Raw genomic sequence first — 15,857 nt, forward strand, 5'->3', positions numbered from 1 at the left:
CAAAGGGGGCTCCTAAGGGAGATCTCTTTATTTTATTATTAGAGAAGGGAAGTCGAAAGACTTTCCTTTTTCCGTATATAATGTTCAAAAAGTGGAAATATAAGGAGGAATGTTTTTTTAGGAGGCTTGTTTTTTCATGAAGAAATTCAATATAGGTTTGTGGATTTTTTTATTGCTCGCCATTTGTTTAAGTTGTTTTGGATTACTTAACGAAACGATTCCCGGCGGGCATGATTTAATTTTTCATTTATCACGAATCGAAGCTATCTCAAAAGGATTACAATTTGGTGAATTTCCGGTGCGAATTTATCCAGATTACTTTTATGGTTATGGTTACGCAAATGGAATCATGTATCCCGATTTGTTTTTATATCCCGCTGCTTTATTGTGTTTAGTCGGTGTTGATGTTATTTTAGCTTATAAAATCATGATTTTAGTTTATACTGCACTGACTGCCATATTTATATATCGTGCTTTAATTAAAATCACGCATCACGAGTGGGCATCACGACTTGGAATGCTGCTTTATACCGTGTCTTTATATCGCATTGTGGATGTGTGGACACGAGCTGCACTCGGTGAAGTTTTAGCGTTTATGTTTATTCCGTTTATCCTTCTTGGAATTTACTATATCTTTTTTGATGATGAGAGAAAATGGTATGAGCTAACTATTGGATTTAGTGGTGTTTTTTTATCGCATTTACTGAGTGGTTCGATGTGGTGTGAAGTTATGGTGGCGATTTGTTTATTCTCGATTATTAAATTATTTAGACATCGAAAGCGATTATGGAGCTTGATTAAAGCGACTATGATGTCCATCTTATTGGTTAGTTATTGTTTGTTTCCAATGTTTGAGCTGTTAATGAATCAAAAATTTAGGGTATCTGACAACTCAAATTATGATTTGAATTGGTTATTTTCATTAAAGGATGTGTTTTTAACGTATTCGATTAGTGGATCTCCTGATGATTGGTTTCCAGGTGGAGTAGGGATTTCTATTATTGGGATTGTCTTACTCGGCATGTTAGCACAACGTCAAGAAGCCACTCAAAGGCAAAAAAATGTAGCCTGGATAGGAGTTATCATTAGTTTTATGGTATTAATCATGACAAGTCATTTGTTTCCGTGGCATTTTGTTTTGAAATATATCCCGATTTTTGCTCGTCTTCAGTTTCCATGGCGATTATTAATGATTGCGACGTCTTTTTTAACGTTGGCTTTTGCCTTGTTTTACTCGTTATCAAGTCAAATTGGAAAGATTCTAGGTATCATTATTGTAGCGTGGAGTGTGTGGCTTGGGGTTCAAGCTGAGTATGAAACGATTAATTATTATGATCCAATTCTAGTGGATCCTTTAGCGAGAACCGATACCTCATCAAATTCGATTACAGATCGCCATTATACGGTTGGAAATGGGGAGTATATTCCTCTTGAGACAGATAATGATTTGATGATCGAACGTGAGAATCAGTACTTTGTTAATCAGGATATTGATTATGTTGCGAATCAAGTGGGGACGACGATTACGATTAAATTTAGTGGACAAACACAGCCTGATTTAGAGATTAAGGTCCCATTACTTTATTACAAAGGATATGGGGCGAAATTGAATGACGAATCTTTAGAGGTTGGGAGTGGAGACAATGGAGTCGTTCGTGTCATTGTTCGAGATATTGTAGGCGAAGGGATGATTGTGGTTTCATACGAAGGAACGATCCTACAAAAGGTCACTTTGGTTGTGAGTATTTGTAGCCTAATTGGTTTTATAGGCATTATTTTATTTTCAAAATCTAGAAAAAGACATTCTTTTTAATGAAAGAATGTCTTTTTAATGGATGAAATATTTTGGTGAATGTTTTACCCAAATAGATGGACTGCCCATCTTTAATAAAGTCTTTTTATCACATACTACTTGTAAAGGGTAGTTAGGTAAAGCGAGGTTTTGAATGATGTTATTCTCATCTACAATCTTTTTATTTGCATTTTTGCCCTTCGTTTGGATCGGGTATTTTTTATTAAAACCATTTCGCCGAGTTAGTAATGTCTTTTTATTAATTGTTAGTCTTTTATTCTATGCTTTTGGAGAGCCTATTTTTGTTTGGTTGATGATCACTTCCATCGTCGTTAATTATTTTTTAGGCTTGTGGTCGGAGAAGGTAGAGCACGGATCTAAAGCAGGTAAGTGGCTCATGTTTTGGATGCTTTTATATAACATCGGTATTTTATTTGTCTTTAAGTACTTAGGACCAACGATGATGTTCATTAATACGCAAGGAAATTATCAGTTACCGATTCCTGATTTTTTATTACCGATTGGAATTTCATTTTTTACGTTTCAAAGTATTTCTTATGTTGTGGATATTTATCGGAAAAATGCTAAGGCCCAGCATAATATTTTAAATGTTGGGTTGTATATTTCATTCTTTCCACAGCTCATAGCAGGACCTATTGTTCGTTATAATACCATTGCTTGGGAAATCGAAAATCGTCGAGAAAATTGGAATGATTTCAGTACGGGAATGAACCGATTTGTGATTGGATTAGCAAAAAAAGTATTGTTATCTAATACGATTGCAATTGTGGCCGATCGTGCGTTTTTACAGGTTAATGATGGATTGTCATTTGTGTTTGCATGGGTAGGCGCTATAGCTTATGGACTTCAGATTTACTATGACTTTAGTGGTTATTCGGATATGGCAATTGGACTCGGGTTGATGCTTGGCTTTCATTTTGATGAGAACTTTAACTTTCCATATATCGCACAATCTGTTTCTGAATTTTGGCGTCGTTGGCATATCTCCCTCGGTCAATGGTTTAGAGATTATGTCTATTTCCCACTCGGAGGTTCCCGTGTTAGTAACCCGGATATATTGATTCGTAATTTATTTGTGGTTTGGTTATTAACTGGTATTTGGCATGGAGCAAAGGAGACCTTTATTGTATGGGGACTTTGGTTTTTTATTTTTATTTTAATTGAGAAGCTATTTCCTTTCATGAAGTGGATGCGAAAAAAAGGTCGAGTTTGGCCAAGAGTTTATACCCTATTGGTCGTATTGTTTGGGTGGGTTTTATTTCGATCGAATAGTATGACCGACGCTTTTTCATACTTTGGTTCCATGCTTAATCCATTAAAATCTCACTTCTTGAGTTCACAGGATTTAATGTATCTAAAAGAGTATGGGCTTTTTTTTATGGCGGGATTAATTTTTGCGGTTCCACTAAAACCTATTAAGGGAATGAAGTGGATCTCTCCCATTGCAATGTGGTTATTGTTCATGATTAGTGTTACTTATTTAGTTAAGGGAACGTATAATCCATTTATTTATTTTAATTTTTAGGAGGTGAATAAGATGAAGGTAAAGTCAGTGACGACTAGTATATTGATGGTTTCAATTTTAGGGATGAGTGCACTCAATATCTTTCATCTGATTCAGACACCGAAGGAGGTTGAACTCGATAATCCTACACAACTTGAAACTTACTTTAATGAGAATTTTATTGGGAAGATTCAGTTTGTAGATTTTTATGGAGTGATTCAAAAATGGATGGGAAAAAATGAGGTAGATAATTTTGATGTGATCCGAGATGAACAGGGAAAATTACATTTTTCCTATTTTTCAAAAGGACCTAATGATATGAGTGAGATTAATCAAGAAATGAAAAATTTTAAAAATTATCTGGATTTGTATGCTGTGGATGTAGCATTTATTATGCCACCCGATAAAGTTATTAAGGGTTATACGACCTTTAGTAAAGGATTACCTTATAACTATGCAAATGAGGGGGCAGATGAATTTTTAAGAAAGTTGTCTGAAGATAAGATTGATTATCTCGATTTACGAGAGGGTATTTTACAAAGTGGGATCGAACCGTCTGATTTATTTTTTGATACTGATCACCACTGGACACCAAGGACTGCCTTTTGGGGATTTACACAGGTTGTCTCATTTTTGAATGAGCGATATGGTTTGGTGTTAGATGAAGGTTATACGGACTTAAATCAGTATGAACAGATTAGTTATCCTCAATCATTTCTGGGTTCTTTAGGAAAACGAACCGGTTATGGTTATGCAGGAATGGATGATTTTATAGTCATTAAGCCAATGTTTGAAACGAATTTAACTTATACTTGGGATGGGAATATGGTAACAGGTACATTTGATGAAACCGTTCTTCAAACCCATTGGTTATCTGAGGATCTAGGGATAGAGGCCGACCATTATATGGTTTATTTAGGTGGAAATTATGGAGAAGTAAGGATTAAAAATAATTTATATGAGAATGGTCCTAAAATTTTAATGATTAAAGATTCCTTTATGTTACCATTGGCTGCTTTTTTATCCACAACGGTTGGTGAAATGAAACTCATTGACTTACGTTATTATGAAGGTGGCTCACTGTATGAATTAGTTCCGATGTATCAGCCAGATATTGTTTTAGTTTCAGTCAGTCCTTCAAATTTAGTTCCTGAATTTTTTAACTTTTCGAAAGGAGAGTAACGATGGAAACAAAAAAAATAAGAAGCCATCGAAAGTGGCTGTTATTTTATGTTTTATTTTCAACAGTGTACTTTATTTGGCGAATTTTTTTTACGATTCCGATTGGATACGGATGGTTTTCTATTAGTTGCGGACTTATTTTGTTAATTGCTGAGTTACTAGGGATGAGTGAATGTTTTATTCATTTCTTAAATGTAACTAAACTGATTGTGCCCGTAAAACCGGAAGTGGTAGATAAAGAGCTTTATCCACATGTTGATGTTTATATTGCTACATATAATGAACCCGAGGAACTGTTATATAAAACCATTATAGGATGTAAGAATATGGCGTATCCGGATTTATCAAAGGTTCATATTTATATACTAGATGATGGACATCGTCCGAATGTTAAACAGTTAGCCAAGCATTTAGGTGTACATTATATAAGTAGAGTGGATAATGAACACGCAAAGGCAGGGAATTTAAATCATGCATTAAGCCTTACAACATCCCCTTATGTGGTGACACTAGATGCAGATATGATACCGATGAAGCATTTTTTACTTGAGAGTATTCCATTTTTCATTGAAAATGAGCAAAAACGTCAGTTAGAACGTGAAAGAGGGATTGAAGAAAAGAATTTAAGCCAAAAGCTTGGATTTATTCAGCTTCCGCAGGTGTTTTATAACCCAGACATTTTCCAATATTATTTATTCTCTGAAGATCGGATTCCGAATGAACAGGATTATTTTTATCGAGATATTCAACTTGGAAAAAATGAAAGTAACTCTGTTATTTATGGTGGAAGTAACACCATTTTATCAAGAGAGGCCTTAAATGAAATAGGGGGATTCGTCACAGGAATTATCACCGAAGATATTGCCACGGGGATGTTGATTCAAAGTAAAGGATATCTTTCATATGCGGTAGATTCCATTCAAGCATCTGGATTATCACCACATGATTTAGAGGGGATTTTGAAACAACGTAATCGTTGGGCCCGTGGATGTATTCAAACATTTCGTCGTTACTGTCCATTACTTTTAAAAGGACTAACATGGAAACAACGCATCAACTATACAAATGCGATTTTTTATTGGTATAACTGTTTAAAGCGAATCATTTATTTGTCGGCACCGATTATGTTTACAGTCTTTAATGTGGTCGTTGTCAAAGCAAACTTAATTCAAGTCATTGTTTTTTGGTTGCCAATGTATGTCATGATTAGAATGACACTTCGTCGCTTTTCGGGAAATGTTCGAAGTATTAAGTGGACGAATGTTTATGAAATTATTATGATGCCCTCTTTAATTCCAGCTGTTTTATTAGAGTCAATCGGTTTAAGTATGAAAAAATTTGAAGTTACACGTAAGGATAAACAAGTCGTTCATAAAAATTCTGATATTTTAAAGCTGGCTATTCCTCATTTTATTTTACTAGCATTGACATTCATTGGAATGATCCGTTCATTTTATCATTTGTTTTTAGGCGATGGAAGTGAATACGTCATTGCTTTATTTTGGTTAGCGACAAATAGTTATGGATTATTAATGGCATTATTCTTTGTTTTAGGTCGCCCTGTCTATCGGATGAGCGATCGATTTAAAATTGAGACGGATGTAACTATTGAAGTGGACCATGAATTAAAATCGTTAAAAACCTATGATATTTCAGAAAAAGGAATTGCTGTACAATCAGATTTTCCATACTTGATTCCAAGTGATCAGATTTATCCGATTAGTTTAACTCGAGAAGACTATCAGGCTTCATTTAAAGGGAAATTAATTCGTGTGGATTCAGATGACACCTATCGGTATGTTTTTGAAGTAAATGAAATATCTGAAGAAAATTATCAGGAATTAATTAAGATTTTATATGATCGTGTCCCGCATTTACCGAGCGAAATTGTGGATAAAAGTATCTATAATGATATTGAACGAAATATTAGATTTCGACGTCAAAAAAATCGTCAGTTTTCAAGAACATTGCCTCGAGTCGATTTGAATTTAGAGGTGGTGAGCACACAAAATGATCACTTGAGTATTGAAAATTTTAATTATCATTATTTCTTAGTTAAAGGAAAGCACGGGTTTACTGAAGTTGAAATCCCATTGTTAACTCATCCACAGATTATGTTAAGATGTCAGTTTAAACAAATCATTGAGCGTCAGATTGAAGAACAAGAATTAGAATTTTCACTGTTTGAAATCTTAAATTATCAAGAGATTCCTTTATCAATATGGAATGAAGAAGTGAAAATGTGGTTAACAAAGGTATAGTAAAAGCCCAGGTCATTTTGCCTGGGCTATCTTTTAATGGATAAGTGTTAAAATTTTTGAAAGAGTGTAAAGGAAAAACCAATACATTTATAGCATATGCGAAAAGATGAAAAATAGACCTCAAAGTGCTTTAAAATCTAACTGACAAATTGCGTCAGATAATGAAGGATTTAGTCGTGTAGCTGAGTCTAGATTAAGTGGTAACCATTCGTAGTAGTTATGTTCACTTGAAAGAACTAGATCACCCCCAACTAAATCGCATAGATATAAAACGCCCATAATGAGGTAATCATCATTAACGAACTGCCAGGTGCTTAATACTTTTTTGGGTGAGACAATAAGGTTAGTCTCTTCCTCGATTTCTCGAAGTAATGCTTGCTCAGCACTTTCTTTCATATGTGTTTTTCCACCAGGTAAGTCTAAGAAGTTATTTTTGGCATTGCTTTTGTGTAAAGCTAAAAAATGATGGTCTTTAATGATTAATCCTTTTACTGAAAAATTAATTTGAGTCATGAATCCACATCCTTTCAAGGTGATGTCAAATAACGATTTATTTTCTCATTATATGAGGAATGAAATAAAAAAATTCCAACTTAATGGAAGTTAGGATGCGCATTTTTAGTCGATATCTTTGTGATTATCTCGAGTTGATTTTGCTAAAAGGACTAAAATAGTGTAAAATAAAAAAGATATTATACAGTTAGATAAAAAGGACGTGAAGACATTGGCATTAACGGCTGGAATTGTTGGTTTACCAAACGTCGGGAAATCAACTTTATTCAATGCAATTACTCAAGCTGGAATTGAAGCAGCAAACTATCCGTTCGCAACAATTGACCCAAATGTTGGGGTTGTTGAGGTTCCGGATGAACGTTTAAATAAATTAACGGAATTAGTTAGTCCTAAGAAGACAGTTCCAACAACTTTCGAATTTACAGATATCGCGGGATTAGTACGTGGGGCAAGTAATGGAGAAGGATTAGGAAATAAATTCTTAGCCAATATCCGTGAAGTAGATGCAATCACTCAAGTGGTTCGTTGTTTTGAAGATGGAAATATCATTCACGTAGAAGGTTCAGTAGATCCAGTTCGTGACGTTGAAGTTATTAACTTAGAGTTAATCTTAGCTGATATGGAGCAAGTTGATCGTCGTTTAACTCGTTTAGCAAAACAAGCTAAATCTGGAGATAAAGATGCAAAAGCTGAAGTTGCAGTACTTGAAAAAGTAAAAGAAGGATTCGATCAAGAATTACCTGCACGTGCAATGGATTTATCAGATGACGATAAAGCAGCTATCAAACATTTACAATTATTAACTTTAAAACCAATTTTATATGTTGCTAATGTTGGTGAAGATGATTTAATGGCTGGTGAAGATAACGAATATGTTAAAGCTTTAGTTGAATATGCTGACCGTGAAGGGGCAAAAGTAATTAAAGTTTGTGCTCGTATCGAAGAAGAAATTTCTCAATTAGAGGAAGAAGAAAAAGCAGCATTTTTAGAAGAGTTAGGAATCAAAGAAAGTGGATTAGATCAATTAATTCGCGAAGCTTATGATTTATTAGGATTAGCGACTTACTTTACAGCTGGAGTGCAAGAAGTTCGTGCTTGGACATTCATTAAAGGAATGACAGCTCCACAATGTGCTGGAATTATCCACAGTGATTTCGAACGCGGATTCATTCGTGCCGAAACTGTTTCATTTGATGATTTAGTAAAATATGGTTCTGAGTTAGCGGCACGTGAAGCAGGACGTTACCGTTTAGAAGGAAAATCGTACATCGTACAAGATGGGGATGTTATGTTATTCCGTTTCAATGTTTAGTTAAATCAATTATTTTAGAAGAATTAAGTAAACTTTACTTAATTCTTTTTTTTATACTCAGTTGAAGTCTGTGGGAATTTTGTATGATTTTAAATCGTATTAACAATAATTGTAGAAAAAAGTCGAAAAAATGATATTATTTTTTAGATATTTTAGATAGGTATTTAAAAAGTGAAAGGAGTACTACCAAAATGAAGAAATTATTGAATTTTTTCTCGGTTATGATGATTGCATTTTTAACATTAGCTGGGTGTGGATCAAGTTCGGCAGACTTAAACGAGTTAGTGGTATATTTCGTTCCATCACGTAATGCAGAGGAAATTGAGAAAGCAACAGAACCTTTAGAGGGATTATTAAAAGAAGAGTTAGCAGCTCAAGGATTTGAATTTGAAGATATTAAAATTACAGTTGGAACAAGTTTCGAGGCTGTTGGAGAAGCATTAGCTTCAGGTACAGCTCAAGTTGGATTTATTCCTGGTGGAACTTACGTACTATATGATAATGATGTAGATGTTGCCTTAACAGCAACACGTTTTGGATTAAATCATGATTCTGAAAATCCGGTAGATTGGAATACAGCACCAACTGCAAATACAGAAGACCAAGTTACTTATTATCGTGCGTTAATTATTGCTGGACCATCTGCAAAAGGTCAAGAATTAGCGGCTAAGATTAATAATGGTGAAACATTAACAAAAGAAGATTTAGAATCAGCAGTTTGGGGAGTGCAAGGAAGTACTTCTTCATCAGCAGGATATATTTACCCATCTTTATGGTTACAAGATAACTATGGCATCTCAATATTAGATTTACCAAATAAAGTAGCTTTAGACGGATATGGAACAGCTCTATCACAATTAGCTAATGGTCAAATCGATATTATGGTTACTTATGCAGATGCTCGTCTTGATTTTGAAAATCAATGGGTAAATGACTTTGGTCGTGAATCGTCAATCTGGGAAGAAACAAATGTTATTGGGGTAACAGAAGGAATTTATAATGATACGATTTCAGTAACTAAAGATCCAGTGATGACACCTGAATTAAAAGCAGCCATCCAACAGGCATTTATCAACATTGGAAATACTGAAGTAGGTAAAGAAATTATTTCAATCTATAGCCATAAAGGATACCAAATTGGAACGTCTGAAGATTATGATGGTGCTCGTAAAGCAAACGAATTAGTTCAATCAAATAAATAATCAATCTATTAGAAATGAGTCCTAATTGGGCTCATTTCTTTCATGTAGAAGATAAGGAGAAAGAAGTCGATGATTAAGTTTAATAATGTAAATAAAGTTTATCCAAATGGATTTCATGCGTTAAAAAATATTAATTTAGAGATTGAACAGGGTGAATTTGTTGCAATTATTGGATTATCTGGAGCGGGAAAGTCAACGTTATTACGTACGATTAATCGTATGCATGATATTACAGACGGAGAATTAATTGTAAATGGTGAAAATGTTAATGATTTAAAAGGAAAATCATTACGTAAATTCCGTCGTCATATCGGAATGGTTTTCCAATCATTTAACTTAGTAACTCGTACAACAGTTATCAATAATGTTTTAACATCACGTGTTCCTGATATGCCATTTTATAAATCAATGATTGGTGTCTTTTCAAAAGAGGATAAAGTGATTGCGTTAGAGGCATTAGATAAAGTAGGAATTTTAGATAAGGCCTATGTTCGTGCAGATCAATTATCAGGAGGGCAACAACAACGTGTTGCGTTAGCTCGTACACTTGCCCAAAAACCAGAAATTATTTTAGCAGATGAGCCTGTAGCGGCATTAGATCCAATTACTGCAACTCAAGTTATGGATGATTTTAAACGTATTAATGAAGAAATGAAGATTTCAGTCTTAATTAACATTCACCATGTTGATTTAGCTTTAAAATATGCAACTCGTGTCATTGGAATCAAAGCAGGAGAAATTGTCTATGATGGTCCGTCAAATATGGTAGATAGTGAAATCTTAAAACAAATCTATGGTCGCGAATTAGCAGCTGATGAATTAATGGAGGCTTAAGAATGAAGCGAATGAGAGATTTATTTCAACCCAAAAAAATTACGTTAGATAACGGGAAAGAGATTCAGCCACCTCGTTCAGTCGCACCCTTTATTTTAATTGGATTAGCACTTGCATTATGGGGGGCTGCTACGATTACAGGATTTGATTTTAATGCCTTAATGAGACGTGGAAATCAATTCTTTATTATCTTAAAAGATATGCTATCCCCAGATTGGTCAATTATTGATCAAATTATTCCCCCATTAGTGGAAACGATTAAGATGTCTATTTTAGGTTCAATTATTGGTAGTTTATTAGCATTCCCAGTTGCTATTTTATCTTCTTCAAATATTAATAAATCAAAATGCTCATTATGGATTATGCGATTTATCCTAAGTATTGTTCGTACGATTCCGACCTTAATTATTGCTTTATTTGCAACTTATGTGTTTGTGTTAGGAACATTTGCTGGAACCGTTGCAATTTCTATTTTTACATTTGGTATTGTCGTTAAAATGTTATATGAAAAAATTGAGACAATCGATATGGGACCATTTGAGGCAATGGAAGCTGTTGGAGCTACAAAATTAGAAGCTTTTCAATCTGCTATTACACCTCAAATCTTACCTAACTATTTCTCAATGTGCTTATATACGTTAGAAATTAATGTTCGTGCTGCCACTATTTTAGGATATGTTGGGGCAGGTGGGATTGGATTATTATTAAAAGAAAAATTAGGATGGCGTCAATATGATCAAGTTGGAATGATATTATTATTGTTATTTGTGACTATTATCGTGATTGAAAATATTAGTCGTTATATCCGAGAAAGGTTGGGGTAATATGCAATTAACTATTGATCAACAATTAAGAAAAGAACCAAATCGATGGATTCATAAATCCCTAACCATCGCTTTTATTTTCGTTATCATTGCATGGGCGATGGGGACGATAACTTTTACAGGGATTAAAGAAAATGGATTTACAATCATGTCTAATATTGTGAGCTCATTATTTCAGCCTGATGTTGATTTCTTATTTGATTTTAAATTAGGAGTACCGGCCTTATTACTAGAAACTATCGCCATCGCTTTTGTCGGAACAATTATTGGAGCCATTTTAGCTTTACCATTAGCGTTCTTAGCAGCTCGTAATATTGCACCAAAATGGGTTAATTTTATTGCTCTTACTTTTATTGCTGCAATTCGTACATTCCCAGCCTTTGTTTATGGGTTAATGTTTCTTCGTGTAACAGGACCAGGAGCTTTCGCTGGTGTTTTAACCGTATCTGTTGTTTCGATTGGTATGATTTCAAAGTTATATATTGAGGCGATTGAAGATTTAGATAAGCGAATATTAGAATCATTAGATGCCGCAGGATGCAATACTTTTGAGAAAATTCGTTATGGCATTTTACCTCAGTTATTTACTGATTTCGCTTCAACGGTTATCTATCGTTTTGAAATCAATATTAAGGATGCTTCTACTTTAGGATTAGTTGGGGCAGGTGGAATTGGTGCACCATTAATTTTTGCGATGAACGATTTTAACTGGTCAAAAGCAGGAGCTATTTTACTTGGGATTATTATTTTAGTTTTAATTGTTGAAACTATTTCTACTAAGTTACGTACGAAATTAGCACGTGGTTAAATTTTATAATGATTGAATAAGGTTTAAGTTATATAACCATAATAAATTTGAATCATCATCTAGTACATTGTATAATTGCAACTAGAATTAGGTGATGATTTTAACAAATAGGCACGTTTTAAACGTGCTTATTTTTATTTGTGAAATGGTGAGTCTAGTTTTTTTTTGACTTGCCATAGTACGACACACTGTGCTATAATATATGACTGTGAGTAATTGAAGATTACTCCTTGCTCGGTAAGAGCCGTCTAGACCAAGAGGAGGTGCACTATAATGAGAAAATACGAAATTATGTACATCGTTCGTCCTAACTTAGAAGAAGAAGGACGCAAAGCTGTTATTGAAGGATTCAACACTATGTTCACTAACATGGGAGCTGAAATCGTTGAAATGAAAGAATGGGGTATGCGTGATTTAGCATATGCTATCGAAGATTTCACTAAAGGTTACTATGTAGTATTAACTGTTAACTCTTCAATCGAAGCTAAAAACGAATTCGATCGTTTAGCTGGAATCAGCGAAGATGTTATCCGTTACATCGCTATTAAAGAAGAAGAATAATATTAATCAGTACTAAGTGAGGGTGAGATAAATGATTAATCGCGTAGTCTTAGTAGGGCGATTAACTCGTGATCCTGAGTTAAAGTATACCACTAATGGTATTGCTAACTTGAGATTTAGCATCGCGGTTAATCGTACTTTCACTAGTCAAAATGGAGAACGCCAAGCAGATTTTATCAACTGTGTTGCATGGCGTAACCAAGCTGAGAATATGGCGAAGTTTTTACGTAAAGGATCTCTTATCGGAGTGGAAGGACGTATTGAAACTGGTAGCTATCAAGCTCAGGATGGATCAACTCGCTATACAACAGACGTTGTTTGCGATAGCGTGCAGTTCTTAGAACCACGCTCTGCATCTGCTGATCGTGGAAGCTTTGGTTCTCAGCCATCACAAGACTTTGGTGGATTCGGTGGAGGATATGGTGGTGCGCCATCATTCCCATCACAACAATCTTCCAATGCTTTTGGTGGAAACCCATTTGGAGGAGCTCCAAGTCCAGATCAAAACTTTGGCAATTCATCACCTTCGTTCAATAATGGACCTGATTTCAGTTCTACTATTAACATTTCAGATGATGATCTACCATTTTAATTTTTAAATAAAGAATAAAATAAATACTTTTGTTTATGAATAGGAGGAACTAACATGGCTCAATTCCGTCGTGGAGGACGTCGTCGTCGTAAAGTTTGTTATTTCACTACAAACAAAATTACGAAAATCGACTATAAAGATGTAGATTTATTAAAACGTTTCGTATCTGATCGTGGAAAAATCTTACCTCGTCGTGTAACAGGAACAAGCGCTAAATATCAACGTGAATTAACAGTTGCTATTAAACGTGCTCGTCACATGGCATTATTACCATTCTCTGCTGAATAGTAATGGTTTAAAAAGTGGCGCAATTTAAGCGCCATTTTTTTTCAGAACATATACACACACAAACAAACCTTTATTGTCCACTAGGTGATGTAAAAGAAACAACCTGTTTCTTCTAGTGGCATCTCAAATGAGATATTTGCATCAGGGCCCAAAAACTTAATATTCTTAAGTTTAAAGACTGTCTCTTAATAGGAGGCAGTCTTTTTTTGTTAGATGAACTCGCGATTTTATCGCGTTAGTTCATCTATATGCCGAGCGAAGAGAGGCGATTCCGCGGATGATAGGTGAGGCGTAAGCCGAACCCATATTGAAAGAAGATGTCTGTATTAAATGAAATTCGGGTTAGCGGAGTTATTGTTAGCCCAGCTTGTTTCACAGAGTGAAAGTTAGCGGGACATAACAATTAATAGTCGAGGCATAACCAAAGGTGATATTAAAAGAGTGCATCTGTATTAAGTGAGTAGCGTCTTAGTTAGGGTAGATAGGTTAAAGGTGTGGATTTGTTATTGTGAATAAAGAAAAGAACATCATCTATGTTTTAGATGATGTTCTTTTTGTTTTATTTTTCTTCTTCTTTTTCTTTTTCTGTTTCTTTATTTGCTACTTCTTGGATTGGTTCATATTTCATCGTTGAACGATCTAATAAGTAAGTGTCTGTACAGCAACTCATATCTTCACATAAGTGAGCATCGCTTAATAAACTTAATGGATTATATTTTTTCTCTGACATACAAAAACCCTCCTAGAATATTTAAATTTTAAACGTTATTACCTTTTTATTATACATCATAATGTTGCTTAGCGTTATTATTTTTATAAAAATAAATAATAAAGACTCCCTATAAAGGGAGCCTTATCTATTATTAGAAAAATGTTAGTTATTAAGTGAAATATAGGGATGATAGGTGTAGGAATATTACGTGGAATAATGTTTTGATAAAGGGATCTTCTTATTATTTAAGTTAGGTTAGGATGTGTAGGTAAATAGTAAGAAGAAGGTTTATTTTTAAAAAATTAATCTAAAAGCTTGAATCAATATGTGTGGAATAGGATGACCGTTAGGATGAAAGGAGAGAGTGTTTTTTTATACATTTATAACTGAGCGATTGGAGTGAAAGGGTGTAGTTGGAGTAGTAGGGTTAGTGGTACGTTTGGAGTATGATTATGTTTAGAATGTATTTATTAGATGGTGGTAGTTTTAGAATGATGTGTAGATATAAAGAGTTTTTTTTGAATGTTGCAATGTGTTAGTTAGATGATGTTAGATTTAATGCTACGGAGTTATTGTGAGTGGTAAAGTTGAGTTTAAAATAGTTGTTTCGAATGGGTCGATGCTTGTTTTGACGTTATGATGAATATGATGGAATTCTTTTTGTGTAATGTTTTTATTAATAGGACTATGTTGTTTTGATGATTGGTAGATGGATTAGGACTAGTAAGCAATTTTTTTGTTGGATGAATGGATGGATGATGTTAGGAGATGGAAGCTATTTTTTGGTAGGTGTTTTACTGCAATGATGGGATTTTTTTAGAATAGTTATTTTAATGTTTGGGGATGTGTATTGGAGGATCTATCAAAGTTAGTTTAGGAAGTAGTGATAAATGAGTTGGGACAAATTTATAATGATGTTAAAAGGATGTTAGTGAATGGGATGGTATAGTGGATGGAATTTTAAAAGATGTTAGAATGAAAGGTATTAGATGTAGTGGAGGTAATACTAGGAGCTTAGTGGATGTATAGGTGGGATGTGAGTAATCAATAGTGGTGTGATGATTGAAAATTAAATGGTGCTTAAAAAAATGTAGTGGATGGTGTGTAGTGGGATTTGTATGAAGGATGGAATTTTAAAAGATGTTAGAATGAAAGGTATTAGATGTAGTGGAGGTAATGCTAGGAGCTTAGTGGATGTATAGGGGGGATGCGATTAATTAATGGTGGTGTGATGATTGAAAATTAAATGGTGCTTAAAAAAATGTAGTGGATGGTGTGTAGTGGGATTTGTATGAAGGATGGAATTTGAAAGGGTATTAGAATGAAAGGTATTAGATGTAGTGGATGTGATACTAGGAGCTTAGTGGATGTATAGGGGGGATGCGATTAATTAATGGTGGTGTGATGATTGAAAATTAAATGGTGCTTAAAAAAATGTAGTGGATGGTGTG

General features: G+C 34.3%; 14 protein-coding genes. 12 read left to right on the top strand and 2 right to left on the bottom strand.

The features are described 5' to 3' along the window. Positions 1 to 136: 136 nt before the first annotated feature. The 4 genes from J6D32_RS06575 (at position 137) to J6D32_RS06590 (ending at position 6,760) form a co-directional block, all read left to right on the top strand. On the top strand, positions 137 to 1,813 hold the full coding sequence (locus J6D32_RS06575) for a putative glycosyltransferase family protein (RefSeq protein ID WP_006784572.1): 1,677 nt from the start codon (positions 137 to 139) through the stop codon (positions 1,811 to 1,813). A 133-nt stretch (positions 1,814 to 1,946) separates the two neighbouring features. Then, on the top strand, positions 1,947 to 3,338 hold the full coding sequence (locus J6D32_RS06580) for an MBOAT family O-acyltransferase (RefSeq protein WP_287467432.1): 1,392 nt from the start codon (positions 1,947 to 1,949) through the stop codon (positions 3,336 to 3,338). A gap of 12 nt (positions 3,339 to 3,350) precedes the next feature. Beyond that, positions 3,351 to 4,499, top strand: a complete 1,149-nt coding sequence (locus tag J6D32_RS06585) for an alginate O-acetyltransferase AlgX-related protein (RefSeq protein WP_287467433.1) — start codon at positions 3,351 to 3,353, stop codon at positions 4,497 to 4,499. Positions 4,500 to 4,501: 2 nt separating this feature from the next. After that, the gene (locus tag J6D32_RS06590) at positions 4,502 to 6,760 is read left to right on the top strand and encodes a glycosyltransferase (RefSeq protein ID WP_287467434.1); all 2,259 of its coding nucleotides are present in this window, start codon (positions 4,502 to 4,504) and stop codon (positions 6,758 to 6,760) included. A 120-nt stretch (positions 6,761 to 6,880) separates the two neighbouring features. Here the strand turns inward: J6D32_RS06590 and J6D32_RS06595 are convergent, their stop codons facing one another. Beyond that, complete coding sequence (locus J6D32_RS06595; protein WP_006784578.1) at positions 6,881 to 7,273, bottom strand: NUDIX hydrolase; 393 nt, start codon at positions 7,271 to 7,273, stop codon at positions 6,881 to 6,883. A 211-nt stretch (positions 7,274 to 7,484) separates the two neighbouring features. Between J6D32_RS06595 and ychF the strand changes: the two genes are divergently transcribed. The 8 genes from ychF to rpsR all read left to right on the top strand — a co-directional run bounded on the left by ychF (position 7,485) and on the right by rpsR (position 13,694). Then, positions 7,485 to 8,585, top strand: coding sequence for a redox-regulated ATPase YchF (gene ychF, locus J6D32_RS06600; protein ID WP_006784579.1), 1,101 nt, complete (start codon positions 7,485 to 7,487; stop codon positions 8,583 to 8,585). A 191-nt stretch (positions 8,586 to 8,776) separates the two neighbouring features. Next, the gene (locus tag J6D32_RS06605) at positions 8,777 to 9,787 is read left to right on the top strand and encodes a phosphate/phosphite/phosphonate ABC transporter substrate-binding protein (RefSeq protein ID WP_009607374.1); all 1,011 of its coding nucleotides are present in this window, start codon (positions 8,777 to 8,779) and stop codon (positions 9,785 to 9,787) included. A 69-nt stretch (positions 9,788 to 9,856) separates the two neighbouring features. Then, positions 9,857 to 10,621, top strand: coding sequence for a phosphonate ABC transporter ATP-binding protein (phnC, locus tag J6D32_RS06610; protein ID WP_006784581.1), 765 nt, complete (start codon positions 9,857 to 9,859; stop codon positions 10,619 to 10,621). 2 nt (positions 10,622 to 10,623) lie between these two features. Beyond that, on the top strand, positions 10,624 to 11,445 hold the full coding sequence (phnE, locus tag J6D32_RS06615) for a phosphonate ABC transporter, permease protein PhnE (protein ID WP_287467435.1): 822 nt from the start codon (positions 10,624 to 10,626) through the stop codon (positions 11,443 to 11,445). 1 nt (position 11,446) lies between these two features. Beyond that, positions 11,447 to 12,253, top strand: a complete 807-nt coding sequence (phnE, locus tag J6D32_RS06620; protein WP_055163895.1) for a phosphonate ABC transporter, permease protein PhnE — start codon at positions 11,447 to 11,449, stop codon at positions 12,251 to 12,253. A 273-nt stretch (positions 12,254 to 12,526) separates the two neighbouring features. After that, entirely contained in the window at positions 12,527 to 12,814 is a 288-nt protein-coding gene (rpsF, locus tag J6D32_RS06625) for a 30S ribosomal protein S6 (protein WP_006784584.1), read from the top strand. A gap of 31 nt (positions 12,815 to 12,845) precedes the next feature. Then, complete coding sequence (locus J6D32_RS06630; RefSeq protein ID WP_006784585.1) at positions 12,846 to 13,406, top strand: single-stranded DNA-binding protein; 561 nt, start codon at positions 12,846 to 12,848, stop codon at positions 13,404 to 13,406. Positions 13,407 to 13,460: 54 nt separating this feature from the next. After that, a complete protein-coding gene (gene rpsR, locus J6D32_RS06635) occupies positions 13,461 to 13,694 on the top strand; it encodes a 30S ribosomal protein S18 (protein ID WP_006784586.1) in 234 nt (77 codons plus the stop codon). Between the two features lie 559 nt (positions 13,695 to 14,253). Here the strand turns inward: rpsR and J6D32_RS06640 are convergent. Continuing rightward, the gene (locus J6D32_RS06640) at positions 14,254 to 14,424 is read right to left on the bottom strand and encodes a hypothetical protein (protein WP_287467436.1); all 171 of its coding nucleotides are present in this window, start codon (positions 14,422 to 14,424) and stop codon (positions 14,254 to 14,256) included. Between the last annotated feature and the right edge of the window lie 1,433 nt (positions 14,425 to 15,857).

The organism is Turicibacter sp., assembly GCF_017941855.1.
Taxonomy (GTDB): domain Bacteria; phylum Bacillota_I; class Bacilli_A; order MOL361; family Turicibacteraceae; genus Turicibacter; species Turicibacter sanguinis.